General features: G+C 68.1%; 13 protein-coding genes. 9 read left to right on the forward strand and 4 right to left on the reverse strand.

Annotated elements, in window-relative coordinates; translation table 11 throughout:
• Window positions 1–37: 37 nt before the first annotated feature.
• Both ACZ4YL_RS00520 and ACZ4YL_RS00525 read left to right on the forward strand, forming a co-directional pair.
• Window positions 38–1,015, forward strand: coding sequence for an SDR family oxidoreductase (locus ACZ4YL_RS00520; protein WP_468113036.1), 978 nt, complete (start codon window positions 38–40; stop codon window positions 1,013–1,015).
• Complete coding sequence (locus ACZ4YL_RS00525) at window positions 1,012–4,128, forward strand: amidohydrolase family protein (RefSeq protein ID WP_468113037.1); 3,117 nt, start codon at window positions 1,012–1,014, stop codon at window positions 4,126–4,128. Before ACZ4YL_RS00520 ends, ACZ4YL_RS00525 begins: the two co-directional genes overlap by 4 nt.
• Window positions 4,129–4,204: 76 nt before the next feature.
• Here the strand turns inward: ACZ4YL_RS00525 and ACZ4YL_RS00530 are convergent, their stop codons facing one another.
• On the reverse strand, window positions 4,205–5,008 hold the full coding sequence (locus ACZ4YL_RS00530) for a maleylpyruvate isomerase family mycothiol-dependent enzyme (RefSeq protein ID WP_468113038.1): 804 nt from the start codon (window positions 5,006–5,008) through the stop codon (window positions 4,205–4,207).
• A gap of 318 nt (window positions 5,009–5,326) precedes the next feature.
• Here ACZ4YL_RS00530 and ACZ4YL_RS00535 point away from each other — a divergent pair, with 318 nt between their 5' ends.
• The 4 genes from ACZ4YL_RS00535 to ACZ4YL_RS00550 all read left to right on the forward strand — a co-directional run bounded on the left by ACZ4YL_RS00535 (window position 5,327) and on the right by ACZ4YL_RS00550 (window position 10,180).
• On the forward strand, window positions 5,327–5,878 hold the full coding sequence (locus ACZ4YL_RS00535; protein WP_468113039.1) for an EF-hand domain-containing protein: 552 nt from the start codon (window positions 5,327–5,329) through the stop codon (window positions 5,876–5,878).
• 361 nt (window positions 5,879–6,239) lie between these two features.
• Complete coding sequence (locus ACZ4YL_RS00540) at window positions 6,240–7,028, forward strand: SAM-dependent methyltransferase (RefSeq protein WP_468113040.1); 789 nt, start codon at window positions 6,240–6,242, stop codon at window positions 7,026–7,028.
• A gap of 543 nt (window positions 7,029–7,571) precedes the next feature.
• Complete coding sequence (locus ACZ4YL_RS00545) at window positions 7,572–9,188, forward strand: condensation domain-containing protein (RefSeq protein ID WP_468113041.1); 1,617 nt, start codon at window positions 7,572–7,574, stop codon at window positions 9,186–9,188.
• Between the two features lie 158 nt (window positions 9,189–9,346).
• Window positions 9,347–10,180, forward strand: a complete 834-nt coding sequence (locus ACZ4YL_RS00550; protein ID WP_468113042.1) for a 50S ribosomal protein L11 methyltransferase — start codon at window positions 9,347–9,349, stop codon at window positions 10,178–10,180.
• Window positions 10,181–10,296: 116 nt separating this feature from the next.
• On the opposite strand, the gene ACZ4YL_RS00555 is transcribed toward ACZ4YL_RS00550, so the two are convergent.
• Together ACZ4YL_RS00555 and ACZ4YL_RS00560 are read right to left on the reverse strand one after the other, a co-directional pair.
• A complete protein-coding gene (locus ACZ4YL_RS00555) occupies window positions 10,297–11,322 on the reverse strand; it encodes a class I SAM-dependent methyltransferase (protein WP_468113043.1) in 1,026 nt (341 codons plus the stop codon).
• Between the two features lie 200 nt (window positions 11,323–11,522).
• Window positions 11,523–11,756, reverse strand: a complete 234-nt coding sequence (locus ACZ4YL_RS00560) for a hypothetical protein (protein WP_468113044.1) — start codon at window positions 11,754–11,756, stop codon at window positions 11,523–11,525.
• 50 nt (window positions 11,757–11,806) lie between these two features.
• On the opposite strand from ACZ4YL_RS00560, the gene ACZ4YL_RS00565 reads away from it, so the two are divergent.
• Window positions 11,807–12,088, forward strand: a complete 282-nt coding sequence (locus ACZ4YL_RS00565; RefSeq protein ID WP_468113045.1) for a hypothetical protein — start codon at window positions 11,807–11,809, stop codon at window positions 12,086–12,088.
• Window positions 12,089–12,726: 638 nt separating this feature from the next.
• On the forward strand, window positions 12,727–13,326 hold the full coding sequence (locus tag ACZ4YL_RS00570) for a tyrosine-type recombinase/integrase (RefSeq protein ID WP_468113046.1): 600 nt from the start codon (window positions 12,727–12,729) through the stop codon (window positions 13,324–13,326).
• Between the two features lie 781 nt (window positions 13,327–14,107).
• Here ACZ4YL_RS00570 and ACZ4YL_RS00575 read toward each other — a convergent pair.
• A complete protein-coding gene (locus ACZ4YL_RS00575) occupies window positions 14,108–14,269 on the reverse strand; it encodes a hypothetical protein (protein ID WP_468113047.1) in 162 nt (53 codons plus the stop codon).
• A 970-nt stretch (window positions 14,270–15,239) separates the two neighbouring features.
• Between ACZ4YL_RS00575 and ACZ4YL_RS00580 the strand changes: the two genes are divergently transcribed.
• Entirely contained in the window at window positions 15,240–17,111 is a 1,872-nt protein-coding gene (locus tag ACZ4YL_RS00580) for a tetratricopeptide repeat protein (RefSeq protein WP_468113048.1), read from the forward strand.
• Window positions 17,112–17,525 lie beyond the last annotated feature (414 nt).

Raw genomic sequence — 17,525 nt, forward strand, 5'->3', positions numbered from 1 at the left:
GCGACGGCTCCGTACCCAACCCCTGAGAGGCACCGTCATGCCCCTGTTCGCCGCGCCGGTCACCGCCGCCAGGCCTCCTGCCGGGCGCGCTGTCCTCGTCACCGGTGCCTCCTCCGGACTCGGCAGGGCCTGCGCTCTCCATCTGAGCCGCAGTGGCTTCCGGGTCTTCGCCGGCGTCCGCACCACGGAGGACGGCATGCGGCTGCAGGCCGAGGCGTCCCCGGCCCCGCTGAGTCACGTCATCCTGGACGTGACCGACCCGGACTCGGTCACCGCCGCCGTCACGGACGTCACTGCGGCGCTGACCAAGGGACCGGCCACGGCGGTCGGCCCCGGCCTGTGGGGGCTGGTCAACAACGCCGGAGTGTGCGTCCCCGGCCCGCTCGAATGCCTGCCCTCCGACGAACTCCGACGGCAACTGGAGATCAACGTCATCGGTACCCTCACCGTCACCCAGGGCTTCCTGCCCCACCTGCGCCATATGCGTGGACGGGTGGTGAACGTGACCTCAGGTCTGGGCGCCGTGGCACTCCCGTACCTCGGGGCCTACGCCACGGCCCAGTTCGCCAAGGAGGGGATGAGCGACACCCTCCGGCGCGAGCTGAGCGCCCTCGGCGTGGCGGTCTCGGTGGTACGGCCGGGTGCCATCTCGACACCGCTCTGGGACAAGATCCGCGAGAGTGGCAATCACCTTCTCGACCGGGCCCCCAAACTCGTCGCCGAGCCCTACCGCGCTTCCTTCGAAAGGTTCCTGCGGGAGAACGAGCAGCAGGCACGGGCCAGCCGCACCCGGCCTGAGGACTTCGCGCGTCAGGTCCACCGCGCCCTCGCAGCGCCCCGTCCCAGAACCCGCTACCATGTCGGCCCCGATGCCCTGGCCGCCGCGATGCTGTCCCGCTTGCTGCCGGACACCGTCCTGGACCGCTGTGTGGCCTCGGCCACCCGCCCCCGGGCGGGCACGGGCCCGGCCCCGGCCACCCGCGCGTCGGTACCGGATCCGGTGGCCCTCCCGTGACTCTCACCGGCCGGGAAAGCACCCTGCCCGCGGCGAAGGAGACCCACAGGGCCGCGCCCGAGTCCCCACTCGCCGGGCCACGACAGCACACGACCGTCGCCCTCACCGCCACCACCAGCGGCTCGGCGACCCTCCACGGCGACCAGCTGATCGCCGAGGTCCAGAACGTCCTGTGGTCGCTTCCCGCAGCCGGAGGCACCGCCACCCCGATCACCGACCCCGAACTGGAACCCACCCGGCCGGTGTTCTCACCGGACGGCCGCCTCCTGGCGGTCTGCGCCTACCGGGGCGGCGCATTCCACCTGTGGACGTTGCGTCCGGACGGCACGGACCTCCGGCAGCTCACCCACGGCCCCTGGGACGACCGCGCCCCCGCGTGGTCCCCGGACGGCACCCGGATCGCCTTCGCCACCGAACGCGCCGGCGATCCGGTGACCGGAGGCTCGTACCGGATCTGGATCCTGGACATCACCACCGGCCGGACGACCCCGCTCACCGGCCTCCCCGCACAGGACGGCCCGCTCCAGGACGGGCCGTGGGAGGACTACGACCCCACCTGGTCACCCGACGGCCGGAGCGTGCTCTTCGTCCGCAGTCGTCCCTCTGTCGTCCCGAGTCCTCACGGCACCCTGTACGACCTTTGCACGGTCTGCGCCGTCGGAGCTGACGGCACCGGGCCGGTCACCCTCGTCCACACCGATTCCGCCGACGGCACCCAGCTGATCACCCCCGCCCTATCGCCCACCGGCCGGCTGGCCTACCTGCGGACCGCGTTCCCTCCGGCCGCGGGCTGCGTCCTCGTCGTCGACGGCCGGCCCGTGCCGGTCGTCGGGGATGTCGGAACGGCACCACCACGCTGGACCTCTCCGGACGAGCTGCTGCTGGTCGTCGACGGCCAGTTCCACCGGCTGCCACCCGACCGGCCACATCACGCCAAATCCATCCCGTTCACCGCCGCGCTCACCGTGCCGGGCCCCTCCCGCCGGGCGAGACGCCCCGAGCGGAAGAGCGGTGACGTGCGACCGGTGCGCGGCATCCACCTGCCCGCCCTCTCCCCGGACGGCCGCACCGTCGCCTTCGCCGCCCTCAACTCCCTCTGGGTCGCGAGCACCTCCGGCGCCATGCCACCGCGGCGGATCGTCCGCGCCGGGGCGACGCGGTACGTCATGGCACCCGCCTGGGCCCCCGACGGCAGTTCCCTGCTCTACGCCGACGACCGCGACGGCACCTTCGCGGTGCGCCGCCACGACGTGGGCACCGGAGCCGAGACGGTGCTCGCCGACGGCGGCCGAGTGCACCCCGCCCTGTCGCCCGACGGGACCCGACTCGCCTGCCTCGACCTCTCCGGCAACGTGATCGTGCGCGACCTCGTCCGGGGCACCGATCGACTGCTCGCCGCCCCGCTGGGCGACGGCGGATTGCCCGGCCGTCCCAGCTGGTCCCCCGACGGCCGCTGGATCGCCATCTGCGACCGCAACCGCCTCAACCGGCGCTTCCGCGAGGGCTACAACCTCATCCGGGTGCTGGACGCCACCGACGGCACGGACCGGCTGCACGCCGTCGCCCCCCACGTCTCGATCTCCGACCGCGGCGACTGCGGCCCGGTCTGGTCCCCCGACGGACGGTGGATGGCGGTGATCGTCGAGTCCGCGCTGTGGCTGCTCCCCGTCAGACCGGACGGCACCCCCGACGGACTCCTGCGGCAGCTCACCGAGGAGCCCGCCGACCACCCCTCCTGGTCCGGCGACTCCCGCACCTTGCTCTATCTGTCCTGCGGCAGACTCCGCCTGACCGACGCGATGGCCGGTGTGGGGAGCCACCCGGCACGGACCATCCGCGTGTCTCTCGGCCATCGGGCCTCGACACCCGCCGACCAGGTGATCCACGCCGGGCAATTGTGGGACGGTACCGGTGAACGCACCCGTCACAACATGGACGTGGTGGTGAAGGACGGCCGGATCAGCGCCGTCGAGCCCCACCACTCCCGACGCCCCGGCCGGCACAAGCTGGACGCCTCGGAGTACACCGTCCTTCCGGGGCTGTGGGATTCCCACACCCATCCTTGGCATCAGACCTACGGCGCCCGGCAATGCGCCCTCCAGCTCGCCTACGGCATCACCACCGCGGTCTCCTGCGGCGGCTTCGCGTACGAGCAGGCACGCGTCCGTGAGGCGACCGAAGCGGGGGAGCTGGCGGGACCCAGACTGCTCACCAGCGGAGAGCTGCTGGACGGAGCCCGCGTCGCGTACAGCATGGGTCGGGCCCACCGGACCACGGCGGGCCTGCGCCGCTCACTGGCCCGGGGCGAGGCCCTGGAGTGGGACTTCGTGAAGACCTACGTCCGCGCCTCGGCCGAGCTGATGGCCGAGGCCACGCGCTTCGGTCACGAACGGCTCGGCGTCCCCAGCGGCGGTCACCTGTGCGTGCCGGGCATCCAGGTCGGTCAGGACCTGACGACCCACCTCTGTGCCACCCAACGCCTGGAATTCGGCCACGAGACCACGGCCTCGGGCCGCTGCCACGAGGACTTGCGGCATCTCTACACCAAGGCCGGCTTTGCCCTGATCGCCACACCGTTTCCCGCCCTGCCGCTGTTGGGAGCGGACCCGGCGCTCGCCGAAGATCCCCGGGTGACGGCCCTGATGCCTCCGTGGGACGTGGACCTGGTCCACCGATTTGTTGCCCAGCCGCCCACCTCCACCCAGCTCGCCTTCCTGGACAACGAAATCGCCGTCTATCGCGAGCTGCTGGCGGACGGTGCGACGGTCGTCCTGGGCACGGACTCCCCTCTGGTGCCGACCGGCCTCCAACTCCACCTCGGCCTGAGGGCGTTGCACCGGGGCGGGCTTTCACCCGCGCAGGCCCTGCGGGCGGCCACGGTCCTGCCCGCTCAGTTGTTCGGCACCGAGGGGGAGACCGGTACCGTGGAAGCGGGACGCCGGGCGGACCTGACCGTGGTGGACGGCGATCCGTTCAGCGATTTCACCACCTTGACCCGAACCGTCGCGGCGGTGCGCGCCGGCGCCGTGTTCCCCCTGAGCGAGCTGATCGACTCCTTCTCGTCGCCGTTGCCGCCACCGTACGGCGAGCCCGTGCGGCAAGGCGGTGCCTGATCCCGTCAGGCCGCTCACCCGTGACCGGTCTCCTGCGACTCTGGCAGGCAAGGCGCGTCGGGGTGGACGAAGCCGGTCAGAACCACACCCGTTCCAGCCAGGCGTCCAGCACAGGGCGCTCACCGAGGATCACGACGCTTCCGCTGTCCGGCGGCAGCCTGCGGTGAAAGGTCCGCATGAGTTCGGCCGCCGTACCACGCACCGCGACCGCCGCCTCCCGATCCGCGTGGCACCAGGCCACCTGATCCCCGGTCGCATCGATGAACCAGCGGCCTTTCGGATCACCGGCGTCGTCCGTGCCGTTCAGGTCGGTCGCACGGAGTGCGAGGGTGCGTCCCGGGCCGGTCAGGTCTTTCAGCCTGGGCTGGACCTCGGCAGCCACCGGCAACGTCACCGTCTCGAGCAGCCCGTCGAGGCAGTCCGCCGCCAGTTCTGGGTCGACGAGGTACGCGGTGCCGGTGGCCGCGGCCGCGTCGGCCCGGTGAACGAGCGTCTCGTGCGTCATCCGGCGGGACCAGAAGCCCGCGTGCTGTTCCGCGGCGAACGTCCAGACTCGCGCCTGCGGTCCCGCCTCGCGCAGCGTGACCGCCAGGAGCTCGGCGCTCTCGGTCAACCAGGTCGCCAGCACCTTCGGGGCAGCGGGATCGGGCGCCTCCGGCCCCGGTCGTCCGTCGGGCATGGTCGACCAAACGGCCCGGGTTCGCACAAGCGTCTCGACCTGCCGCTGTGTGGAGCCGACGTGCAGAAGCAAATCACCGAGTGACCAGCCGGGGCAGGTTGGCACGACGGAGGAGTGCTCTGCGTCACGGCAGGCGTTCTGCAGAAGGTCCGTCTGCCGGATGATCTCGGCGCAGTAGTACTCGTGGGAAGAAGTATTCATCTGAGCTCCTGCCGATGGGGGAGCCGTGGGATCCGGAGACCTGAGGGACCGGAGGACCGGCGTGGCTCACCAGGGGAGTGGCCCCGAAGGCGATCGTGGCACGAGCGCGGGGAACGCCATGGACGCCGCGCCGCCCGATGCCGGGCGCCGTTGTCGGCTTCCCACTTCCACTCCCGCCGGATCGGGTAGTCGGGTGAGGGTGGCATGCGCGAAGGGTGAAAAACATTCAGACCCACCCCTTGGCGGTTGCGCTCGCACATGGCTGGCCAAATGATCGTGCTGAAAGGCTACTCCCCCCTCGCAGTTGTAAGGAGAGACATGACCGCTGCGGCGCAGGACCTCGTCACCGTCAAGCTCGAGCGAGCGTTCGAGACCATGGACGCCAACAACGACGGTTACGTGGACGGGACGGACTACCAGAAGCTCGCCGACCGCTACATCCAGGCCTACAAGCTCCAGCAAAGCGACCGCCGGGCCAGGGCGCTCCAGACCTTCTGCCAGATCTACTGGCTGGAACTGCTGCGCCACGCGGGCGTGCAGGCGGACAAGCTCACGAAGGACCAGTTCGTCACGGCCAACCGCCTCGCGGCCATCGACACCAGCCGACTCAACGTGACCGAGGGGGGCGGCCACGCGATCTTCGACGTCATCGACGTCAACGGCGACAACGAGATCACCAAGGACGAGTTCGCCCGCTTCCTGAAGGACGTGTGGAAGATCGACGCGCCCGACGCGATGGACACGTTCACCAAGTTGGACCTCGACGGGGACGGCGCGATCTCGCGTCATGAGTTCATCCGCGCGGTACGGGAGCACTTCCTCTCGAACGACCCGGACGCGCCGGGCAGCCTGTTCTTCGGGCACGTCTGAGTAAGACCGCTTCCTGTGCTGTAAGTCCGATCTCCGGTCAGTGGTCGTGGGCGACCACTGACCGGAGATCGTGGCGTCGATCGCCTTGTCGTGCCGTATCGCGGCGGTCCGTCCCCGCCCGCCGACCAGGACGCGCCCGTTGCCGCAGGTGGGCGAGGTGCGCGTCCGAACAGGTGAAGTTGTGGATCACCCTGGGGTTCGGGCCATTCCGCTCAACAACCCTTGGCTACGTTTGCCACGCCCTCTTCACAGGCGGTGGGGCGCTCGGATGCATCCGTAACCACAGCAAATGGCTCGACGAGCTGCGAAAGGCCTCCTCATGACGACGGAACTGACGCGAAACCCCCATACGATCAGGGACGTGGGGACCCTCTACAACCGCTTCACGGATCTGTTCGACCGCGCGCTCGGCGGCAACATCCACGTCGGCTACTGGGACGACGAAGCGGATGACACCCCCGTGCGGGAGGCGACCGACCGGCTGTCCGACCTCGTCGCCGAACGCCTCGCCCCGGCCGAAGGTCATCACCTGCTCGACGTGGGCTGTGGCCACGGGAGCACCGCCGCGCACATCATGGCGCGTCATGCCGTGCAGATCACCGGGATCAGCGTCAGCGACTACCAGGTAGGCCTGGCCAACCGGCGCCTGCAGTCGTCGGGCCTTTCCGGGCGGGCCACATTCCAGGTCACCGACGCCATGCGACTCCCTTTCCCTGACGAGTCCTTCGACGGTGCGTACGCCATCGAGTCCTTGATGCACATGAAGGACAAGGAAGCGGCCATCGGCCACATCGCACGGGCTCTGCGCCCCGGCGGGCGGTTCGTCATCGCCGAGGCGTATCTCGAAGGAGAACTCGCCTCCTCGGAGGTCGCCCGCATGCTCGAGATGTGTGCGTTCTTCAAGGTTTCGATGAGCCCCGACGGATACCAGAAGTCGGTGGAGGACGCCAGGCTGAAGGTGGTGGACTTCATCGACATCGGTGAGAACATCCGACGCTCCTACGACATCCTGGCCGGCGCCTGGCGGGAGGCCGCGCGGGACGTGGACGCCGAAACGGCACGCGAATGGGAGACGGCTGCCGACCTGACCGAGTTCCTGGTCGAGGTTCCACAACTCCGCTATGGGCTCCTGACCGCCCTTCGCCCCTGAGCCCCGACCAGCTGTCGCGATCGCGAGCCACGTCCTGCGTGCTTCCCGGAGCCGCCACCCCACCCCTTGGACGGCTTCGCCGTGGACATCCACGGCGAAGCCGTGGCTCCGCCCGCTCCGGGACCCGTGGCACCCCGGTCGGCTCCCCGCGCGCAGGGTTTGCTCCGCACCTGGTAACCGGGCCGACAGCATCTGGACGTCCACCGGCGTCGGCCAGGGGAACACGGTGATCCCGCTGGGCGCTCCGTAGGAAACCCACCTGTGCGTCCAGCCCAGCCGGTCCTGGCCGTATGGGGTCAGGCCGGCTGAGACCGCATGGTCGAGCAGATCCCGCAGCCCGCGAGCGCGAGACCTCCGGCCCCCCGCTGCCGTGGCGTCGAACCCGTTCGCCTGAAGGGCGCGTAGCGCCGCGTGTCCTCTCCCCTCGCTGTCCGGCCTCGAACCGTCCGTCGCATCCGGCAGTCCGCCCTCGCTGCCCTCCACGATCCCCACGGGCACCGGGGGAATTTCCCTACGGCTTGAAGGAAACCTCAACACGTGGGCATGAACGAGCAAGCGCGCCACCCCTTGACGGCATACCAGCGGGATCTGCGGTCCGCCGGCTCGCAGGCTCCGCAATCACCGCAGTTCAACTGCGTCCTCCACGAGTCCCTGCACGGCGGTGTCGACCACGACAGGCTCGCTGCCTGCGTCAGGCGCGCGTTGCACCGCCACAAGACCTTCCGTCTGGTGCCCCGCCACGTCCTCGTCCGGCAGACCGCGCAGGCCCTCATCTTTCCGAATGGCCCGGCAGCCGAACCCGGCAGCGTCCAACGCGAACTGAGTCCCCTGGAGCGCCTGTACTGGATCGCCGACCAGACCTCATCCCTCAACGTCATCGCCCGGGTCCGCGTCCACGGACACCTGCCCGCGTCGCTGCTGCGCCGCTCTCTGGACGTCCTGCAGGTCCGGCACCCCCTGCTGCGTGTCGCGATCACCGACGACGGCACCGGAGCACATCCCGTCTTCGTGCCGCTGGACGGGCGGCAGATCCCGTTGCGGTACGTCCGTGTGTCGGCGGACGACCCCACGGCCGACACCCGATGGGAGCACGAGGTCAATGACCGCGAGCTCGTGGAGAGCATCGACTGGTCCACCGGACCGCTCCTGCGCGCCGTGGTGATCACCTCGGGAGGCAAGGGCACGGAGGACGAAGGGAGCGTCCACGACCTGCTGCTGACGGCCTCGCATGTCATCGCCGACGGCAAGACGTGCCTGTCCCTGCTCCGGCAGTGGATCGAAGTCGCCGCCCGGTCAGCCCACGGCACACCGCCGCAGGTCACCCCTCAACGGGCCCTGCCCGCGACGGACGACCTGCTCCCTCGTCGCCACCGCGGTGCGGCGGGTGCCGCGGGGTTCAAGGTCATGATGCTGCGTGACCAGCAGACGGCCCGGCGGCGCCCCGCACAACGAGTCGTCCCCAGCCGACAGATCCCCTTCGGGCAACGACGCACCGGGATGGTGCACAGACTCCTCACCGCCGACCAGCTGGACCTGCTGGTGCGAGCGGCCAAGCGGCACGGTGTCACGGTCCACGGAGCCCTGGCCGCGGCGATGGTCACGGCCGTCGCCAGGGACGCGGAAACCCGGGCGGCTGCGCGTTTCTCGATCGGCTCGCCGGTCGACTTCCGCGCCGACCTGGATCCGGCCGTCTCCGACGACGAGGTCGGCACCTACGTGGCGACCGTTGCCTCCCGCGTCCGCTACGAACCCGGCCGGCCGCTGTGGCCCATGGCCCGGGAGATCAGCCAGGACCTGGTTCGGCGCCGGAGACGTCAGGACCACCTGGCCACGATCAACTTGCCCCGCTGGGCGGGGCCGAAGTCGCTGGCGGACAGCGAGTCGTTCATGCGATTCATGGACGAGAAGGGGCCGATCAACCTGTGTCTGTCCAACGTCGGCTGCTACGAGTTCCCCGATCGGACGGGCTCGTGGCGAATCAGCGACGCCCAGTTCATGACGGGTGTCTCGGTGATGGGCGCCATCGTGGCGACGGCCGCCACGTGCCACGGCCAACTCGCGTGGAACTTCAGCTACGTGGAGGACCTGATCCCGACGCTGCGCGCACAGCGCATCGCCGACGACTCCGTTCGTACCCTGCTGTCCGCACTGTCCGAATGACTGTCGCCCCGGCTGCGCACCACCAGGACGTCAGTTCCTGATGATCGCGAGGCACACGGTTGCCCCGTGCCGACCACGTGCCGGATTCGAGGCTCTCCGCATCAGGCCGATCCTCGAACCCGCCAGCCCTTTTCCCTTAATTCGAAAGGTACGCTGCGATGACTGCTGCTCCCGTCCAAGTACTGACGCGGCGCCGTGTCCTGCCCACCGGCGAGAACGGCTCTCTGTGGGACGCCCGGCCCTCGTGTGGAATCTTCGAGTTCCGCGGCACGCGTCTGCGCCTCATGGTGGAGGACCCCGACGAGGTCCTGTTCCCGACCGACTGCGGGCTGAGCCTCCTCGCCGCTCTCAACCGTGACGACGCTCCCGACTTCCAAGGCGTCAACGCTCTGGACATCGGGGCCGGTTCCGGCATCTACAGTGTCGCCCTGCTCGCGGCCGGCGCCGAGCGGGTGACCGCTCTGGACGTCAACCCCGCCTTCGCGGCCCAGACCAAGGCCAACGTGGTGGCCAACGGCCTCGACGTCACACGGCTGAGCTGTGTCAATCTGCCACTTGAGGAGTACACACCGGACGAGAAGTTCGATCTGGTGATCACGAATCCGCCGCATCTGCCCTACGACCCGAGCTATGCGAGAAGTGACGGCCTGGAAACCGCTCTTGTCGCGCGCAGGAGCGGCCGTGCGGTGTATGAGTCCATTGTCGACCGGATGGACACGTTGCTCGCGCCGGGCGGCACTCTGCTCATGGCCCACTCCTCGCTCGCCGACATCCCCTGGACCGTCACGGAACTCACCACGCGCGGCTATGAGATGGAGACGCTTGAGGTCTTCGAGATGGACATCCCGCTCCTCGCGTACGCCGGACACAGGGAGACCATGTTGGGCCTGCTGAAGGAGCAGCGAGCAGCGGGACGGGCGGAATTCGACGGGTCGCGCTTCACCGTGCACGCCCTGATGTTCCGGCGCCCATTCGACGCCACGCACCGCTGACACCGAGAGAAAACACTCGACAGCCTCGGAACGGGCCGGCCGGCGACTTGCACGGCGGGCCCGTTCAGCGCGGGGGTCCGCTTCTGCCGCCCGTTCCCGGACGGCTCCCTACGCACCTACGGTTTGATGTCGTAGAGGACGTGGAACGCGTCATCCGCCGTGGACCGGGCCACGTTGCCGAAACCTGCTTCGGCGCACAGCTTCCGTACCGCCGCCTCGGGCAGACCGCACGTTCCGAGGGCGGCTCCGCCGTCCGCGAGGGACGTGGTCATGCAGTAGAACACGCTCAATCCGTAGAGCGTCGACGCGACGGGACCCACGTTGTCCTGGGGCCGGTCCTCGCAGTTGATCTCGAGCATCAGGTAGTCGCCGTCATCCTGGACCGCCGCCCTGATGGCGGCAAGGAGCCGCTGCGGTTCCACCGCGTCATGGACCACGTCGAAGGTGGTGACGAGGTCATAACGTCCGGGAAGGCCCTCGGAGGCATCCACCTTCTGGAAGACCACGCGATCGGCGACACCCGCCTTCTCCGCGTTCTCCCGGGCACGTTCCAGCTGGCGCGAGAAGTTGTCGAACCCCGTGAAACGCGAGCGGGGAAACGCCTTGGCGAGCACGATCAGGGCGTGGCCCGAGCCGCATCCCACGTCTGCGACGTCGATGCCCCGCTCCAGCCTCTCGACCACGTGAGGAAAGGTGCTCAGCCACTCGTCGATCATCACGCTCTCGAACCAGCTGCCGGTGAAACGGCTCATGCCCTCCCACAGGCTGTCCGGGTAGTCGCTCTGCCGTACACCTCCTCCGCTTCTGAACGCGTCGCCCAATCGCTCGTACGGTGCCAAGGCGGCCGGGAGCATCTGGTAGATGCCGCCGAGGAACATCGGCCCCCATTCGTCGGCCAGGGCGGGCGAATGCTCGGCAGGAAGGACGAAGCGCCCGGACTCCGGTTCCTCCAGATACCCTGCGGCGGTGAGCCCCCGCAGCCACTCGCGTACGTAGCGCTCGTTCAGTCCCAGACGATCCGCGAGCTCCTGGCTGCCGGAGGGCCCGTTGGCCGCGAGGTCCTTGAACAGGCCCAGACGGTCGCCCAAGTGACACAGGCCGATCGCCAGCGTCCCGCTGATGTCCCCGAGCGCCTTCTCCATGAAGGCTTGGACCTTGGCTTCGTCCAATCCGTTCCGCCTCGCCACGGTATCCCTCCTGGCCATCGAGCACGATCACGCGGCGCGACCGGCCCAGCAAGCGAAGCACCGGGCTGCTCCCTAGCATCGCCGCCACGACTGACGGATGTGCTCGGACCTGTCTGCTTCACCCGATCCGAGTATCGGGCGGGCTGGGGCCCGAACTACCCGCGCCCGCACCGAGGCTCCTGGACGAGCGCGGCGCCAGCGCACGACATCAACTGTCCCTCGGCGTCGGCCTCGGCGAGGTTGGCCATGGAGACAGAGGCATCGGAGACGTCGTGCAGCACTCCAGCCTCCACACCCGCCACGAAAGCACGAGCCTCGGTACCTGCCGCGCCCTTGGAGGTGAGGTCGCTGGAGCGGCCGGTCTCGGCATAGAAGGCGGCCACAGTCACGGGATGACCGGATGCGTCCCGGCTCCCGACCGGGAGTGAGGAGGGCGGCCATGGCGCTACCGGGACTGTCCCTCGGGCAAGTCGCGAAGGCTGCCGAACTCCGGCGCGTCGCCTACACAGCGTCAACCATGGTCGAGCCGACGGTGGAGGAAGCCGCCAGGTTCTTCAAAGGCCTCCGGGGCGTCGTATCGCTCGGCGAGTTCTACCTGGCCGACATCTACCAGGCGGCATCCGCTGCCGGCTGCTACCAAGATCCGGACCTGGTCCCCTGCCTCACGCAGCACCTGTCCGTGTTCGAGGCAGCGGCACTACCCGTCCGGGATGAGGGCTGATGCCACCTACGTCAGCACAGACATGGCCCGAGGCGGCGTAGACACACCAAGATCCGGACCATTCCCGGACCAACCCTCGCCAGAATGCCGCGCCAACTACCGTTTGAGCTGGTCAGCATGGGTACAGCTGCTGTACCACCAGGAGACGAAGAAGCTGCTGGGCGCATGGGTAGCTGGGGCAAAGCGTTGCCCTTGGCGCAAAGACAAGGGGAAAGCGCAGGTCACAGGGCGCGCACGGGGCGTGGTGATCGCGGGTGGTCGCACGAGACTGGAGGTGTCGGTTTTCCTCCGCCTCCTGGAGGCGATCCCCATGCGCACCACCGCCGACCGCGGCCGCATCTACCGCAGATGTGGCTGCCGGGACACACTGCATCACCAGCTCGGAGCACACTGCCCCCACCTGCTCACCAACGGTCACCACGGGACGTGGACCTTTGCAGTCGACGTCCCGACCCCACGCCGCCACCGGACGACCGTGCGCAGGCGCGGCTTCGACAACCACGACGCAGCCGAGACCGCACTCCGCAGATTCCTCGAGGGCGAGGCCGGCGGATTCAACGCCGACCCGAACCAGAGCGTCGCCGACTACCTGACCGCCTGGCTCGCCGCCAAGGCCCTCGTCCTCAAGCCGACCCACCATGGCCCGCTACCGGGACTACGTCCACAACGACTTCGTGCCCGCCTTCGGCACCCTCAAGCTGGACGAGCTCGGACACCGGCACATCGCGGCCTTCGTCACCGGCGAGCTCGCCGCAGGCCGCGGCCAGACCACCCTCTACCGCTGCCTGGCCACTCTCTCCAGCGCTCTCGGTGACGCGGTCCGCCAGCATCGCCTCGCCCACAACCCCGCCAGTCCCCCGGCACTTCACCGGCCACCGTCGCCCGAGCGACGGATCTGGACCGCGGACGAGGCCGTCCGCTTCCTCCAGCACTGCCACCAGGCAGACCCGGACATGGCCGACCTGTTCGAGTTCCTCATCGGCACCGGCATGCGCAAAGGAGAGGCCCTCGGCCTGCACTGGGACGACGTCCACCTGGCCGAGCGCGTCCTCTACGTACGCTGCACCCTGCGACCACCACGCGACCACCTCCAGCACCTCCGCGAAGCCCTCAACCGGCTCCGCTCCCCCGCCCCGACCGGCTTCCACCCCACCGCCGACCAACCCCGAAGCGGGCGTGCGACCACACTGCGACCACCAGCATTCCGGGCATGGAAAAGGCCGTCCTCTCATGGATGAGAGAACGGCCTCCGACCTGCACAAAGCATGGTCGGGACGACAGGATTTGAACCTGCGACCCCTTGACCCCCAGATGGCTGCGCCAGGGTAATAATCAGGACATATGGCGCTATTTGAGGGCGGGGGACGTGCATGCATGCACGTGCCGTGCACCTGCGGGCACCGGCGCTGGTCCCCAACTGGTCCCCAACCAGTCGTCACCCCGAGGCGCCACTCGGGAGGTTCGGACGGATTGGGGGACCCGCACGCCCTGGGCTTTCGACCCCGACCCCCAAGCCGAGCTGGGCTCCCGCTTGACCCAATTGTGGCGCTTCTCACTCCCACGGGCGACCTGAAACCGTAATGCGACAGGTAGCGCAGGCCGGGCCGGTCATCGTGGTGGAGCCGTCCCGTCACTCGATCGGCGAATGCCACGCCTGCGCCCTCGGGCGTACGACTGGCCGGTGCGGCACACATTCGGCACCCCAAGGCAGGAGCTCACGAGAGTGCCCGCGAGCGTTGCAGCACATGATGAGACACCCCTTCCCCCACACCGCGACGTTCCACTCGGCCCTCTGGCTGGCATGGACGTACCGCTGTGGCAGGGAGCGAGCGGCTTCGTGCTCCACCTGTCGGCGGCGTGCGGGGCGTTCTGGGTACCTCCGCAGCGGGCTGGCGTCAGTCTGCGCACACCGGACCGCCGCAGCATGGCCGACGTGCCGGAGCCCGGGGTTCCTTGGCGCCTGTCAGGGCAAACGCGATGGGCAGGCCTTGCAGAGTACAGACCAGATGGAGACCCGGGTCAGCTACCAATTACCAGGTAGAGAAAGCCTGCGACGGCGATGCCGGCCATGACGCCGGAGCCGACTCCTTCCTTCCACCCGACAGTCATCCCGAGCGCGGCGGAGACGGTGAGGATGACCAGCCAGCGGAGGGGTAGTTCGTTGCCTGGTGGGTTCGTCATGAGAGTTCGCACCTCGCATCTTGATTACGTACATGCCGTCGTCGGCCCCTGCGCTGCTCGACTGGGGGCCCAAAACCACCATGCGGCTGGAGCCGGAGTAGCCGAGCGATCGTTGCCAACGCCCCGCAGGGACCGGTGCGAGGAACGGCCTGACACCGCATCGGTTGCCCTGCGACACTGTTTGCCTGACGAAACCTGACAAAGGCTGACGGAGATCTCACGGTGGGCATTCGCATGCCGGACGAGGAACGCCTGCCCCCCGGGCCGCGGCGCGATCTCGCTGCCGCTCTGCATTACCTATACGCGCTGGCTGGCAAGCCGGCAGCTCGAACGATCAGTGGTTGGATCAAGGGTCGGGACGATCTTCCAGGTACGCTGAGTCACGAGGGTGTCAGCGCAGTACTCCGAGGCGCCAGTACTCCGCGCTGGCAGAACTTGGTTTCCTTGGTTCGCGTACTTTGCCAGAACCAGTGCGTCGGCGAGGCCGTCGACGTCGACAGAGTGGTACGACGGATCCACGACCTCTGGCGCGCTGCAGACGATGGCACTCCTTCGCCGGGGCCCACCATGGGGACTCCTGTGCCAGCCACCGCGGTAGATCACCAAGAACCTCTCCCGGATGAGCAGCACCGAAGGGGTGAACCGGAGCCGCCGCCATCCGAGAAGCCGCTGGTTCGATGGTATCCACGCCAGCGGACCCTGGATGTCTTCGATCGGCAAATGGCTAGGGACATGATTAGGGAAATGGGGGGCGAACATGGGCAGCCGTGACCGGGGACCGTCCGGGTGGCGTCAGCCCCAGCCAACGGAATCGCTCCATGAACTCAACCAAGCCATCTCGGCAGTGCACGAAGCACTCAGGGAGTCCTCAACCCGGGATGCTGACCGTGCCGAACTCCTAACCAGACTTGGGAATGCGTTGCGCGCACGATTTGATCGTACGGGCGGGTCCCACGATTTGGCTGATGCAGTGGTCGCCTTCACCACTGCTGTCGACATCTTGAGTCTCAGCGACGACAAGCAAGGACGGCTCAAGGCACTGCACAACCTGGCATCGATGTTGTCTGCAGCTGGTCACTGGCACGAGGCTCTTGAGGCCACTGCTCAAGAGGTTGAGATCTGCCAGCGGTTGGCTGCAGACGACCCCGACGCCTACAAGCCCAGCCTTGCCGCTGCCCTCAACAACCTCTCGGCCAGCTACGAGAACCTTGGACGCCGGCAGGAGGCTCTCGTCGCAATCGAGAGAGCGGTTGAGATTCGCCGGCACCTGGCTGCCGACAACCCCAACGCCTACAAGCCCAGCCTTGCCATGTCGCTCAACAACCTATCCATCGCGTACGGAGACCTGGGCCGGATCCAGGAGGCCCTAGTCGCAATCGAGGAGGCCGCTTCTCTCTACCAGCGGTTGGCCACCGACGACCCCGACGCCTACAAGCCCAGCCTTGCCGCTGCCCTCAACAACCTCTCGGCCAGCTACGAGAACCTTGGACGCCGGCAGGAGGCTCTCGTCGCAATCGAGAGAGCGGTTGAGATTCGCCGGCACCTGGCTGCCGACAACCCCAACGCCTACAAGCCCAGCCTTGCCATGTCGCTCAACAACCTATCCATCGCGTACGGAGACCTGGGCCGGATCCAGGAGGCCCTAGTCGCAATCGAGGAGGCCGCTTCTCTCTACCAGCGGTTGGCCACCGACGACCCCGACGCCTACAAGCCCAGCCTTGCCATGTCGCTCAACAACCTATCCATCGCGTACGGAGACCTGGGTCAAGTGCAAAAGAGCCTGGCGACGATCGAGGAGGCGGTTGGGATTCGTCGCCAGTTGGCTGCCGACAACCCCGACGCCTACATGCCAGACCTCGCCGCATCACTCAACAACCTGTCGGCCCGCTATGGGGAGGTAGGACGTTGGCAGGAGGGCCTGGCAGCGATCGAGGAGGCGGTTGGGATTCGTCGCCAGTTGGCTGCCGACAACCCCGACGCCTACATGCCAGACCTCGCCGCATCACTCAACAACCTCGGTAATCGTTTGTCGGAGACAGGCCGGTTGGAGGAGGCGAGGAATTCTAACGAGGAGGCAACTGAGCTCTACCGACAGCTTGCAGCAGCTGCACCAGCCGCCTTCGGCGCTAATCTCGCCGCCTCACAGGCCAACCTCGCAGGCATCCATTTGGCGTTGGGGAACTTGGAGCGAGCAACCTCGCTGTACGAACGGTCGCTGGCTGACAGCGAACGCATCCTTGGCCCTGACCACCCGGACACCCTGCTCGCCCGGAACAACCTGGCAGGCGCCTACGGAACACTGGGGGACTTGGAGCGAGCAACCTCGCTGTATGAACGGTCGCTGGCTGACAGCGAACGCATCCTTGGCCCTGACCACCCGGACACCCTGCTCGCCCGGAACAACCTGGCAGGCGCCTACGAGCAAATGGGCGACCTGACTGGGGCGGTTGCGTTGTACGAACAGACGCTGGCTGACAGTGAACGCATCCTTGGCCCGGATCACCCCAACGCCTTGCTCGCGCGGAACAACCTGGCAGGCGCCTACGCGCTGGCAGGCGATACAGCGCAGGCTATTGCGCTCTACGAACGATCCCTTGCGGATCGGAGGAGGGTCCTGGGTGGAGGCCATCCAGCTACCTTGACATCGCAGAGCAACCTCGCAGGCGCTTATGCATTGACGGGAGATCTCGCACGAGCGGTCGCACTATACGAACAGGCGATCCTCGACAGTGTTCGGGCCCTGGGCTGCGAGCACCCCATGATTCAGGTGATGCGCAATAACCTTGCCTATTGGCGAGCGAAGGTGCAGGCAGAGCAGATTGATCTGTCAACCGATACCTGAACAGCGATGCCATTTTCAAGGCGAAGCACAACCTGACGTCTAAAGTGCGCTGCAGACGGGTTAATGGGTACTCCCCGTGCGAAGAGCCGATGGCCGGACCCGATGGGGTCCGGCCATCGGCAGGCCAGACAGTGGGTCACACAGCGAGCTGGCCTTCACTGTTCGCGGGCAAGGTGTGGCGCAGGACCGGTGCCGGGGAGACCATTGAGCCGGCGAAGGCAGCGACGAGGTAGTGGGGGTGCTGGCGGAGCCCACAGAAAGCCGGTGCCCACACCACGCCTGCCAGCCGGAGGCTTCTGCATCGAGGTTGAGGGTGAGCGGGTCACCATCCTGGATGCCCTCTTGCGGCAGGGCAGTCAGGGCCATGCTGACCGCTCGGCATGGGTCGGACACGTCGGTGGGGGCATCTATGTC

The organism is Streptomyces sp. NPDC030021 (assembly GCF_055574035.1).

What these genes read in the sequence shown, in the direction of transcription:
- ACZ4YL_RS00545 (WP_468113041.1), top strand. Translation starts at nt 7,572, where the DNA reads ATGAACGAGCAAGCGCGCCACCCCTTGACGGCATACCAGCGGGATCTG.
- ACZ4YL_RS00575 (WP_468113047.1), bottom strand. Translation starts at nt 14,269, where the DNA reads ATGACGAACCCACCAGGCAACGAACTACCCCTCCGCTGGCTGGTCATC.
- ACZ4YL_RS00555 (WP_468113043.1), bottom strand. Translation starts at nt 11,322, where the DNA reads ATGGAGAAGGCGCTCGGGGACATCAGCGGGACGCTGGCGATCGGCCTG.
- ACZ4YL_RS00535 (WP_468113039.1), top strand. Translation starts at nt 5,327, where the DNA reads ATGACCGCTGCGGCGCAGGACCTCGTCACCGTCAAGCTCGAGCGAGCG.
- ACZ4YL_RS00570 (WP_468113046.1), top strand. Translation starts at nt 12,727, where the DNA reads ATGGCCCGCTACCGGGACTACGTCCACAACGACTTCGTGCCCGCCTTC.
- ACZ4YL_RS00520 (WP_468113036.1), top strand. Translation starts at nt 38, where the DNA reads ATGCCCCTGTTCGCCGCGCCGGTCACCGCCGCCAGGCCTCCTGCCGGG.
- ACZ4YL_RS00550 (WP_468113042.1), top strand. Translation starts at nt 9,347, where the DNA reads ATGACTGCTGCTCCCGTCCAAGTACTGACGCGGCGCCGTGTCCTGCCC.
- ACZ4YL_RS00530 (WP_468113038.1), bottom strand. Translation starts at nt 5,008, where the DNA reads ATGAATACTTCTTCCCACGAGTACTACTGCGCCGAGATCATCCGGCAG.
- ACZ4YL_RS00565 (WP_468113045.1), top strand. Translation starts at nt 11,807, where the DNA reads ATGGCGCTACCGGGACTGTCCCTCGGGCAAGTCGCGAAGGCTGCCGAA.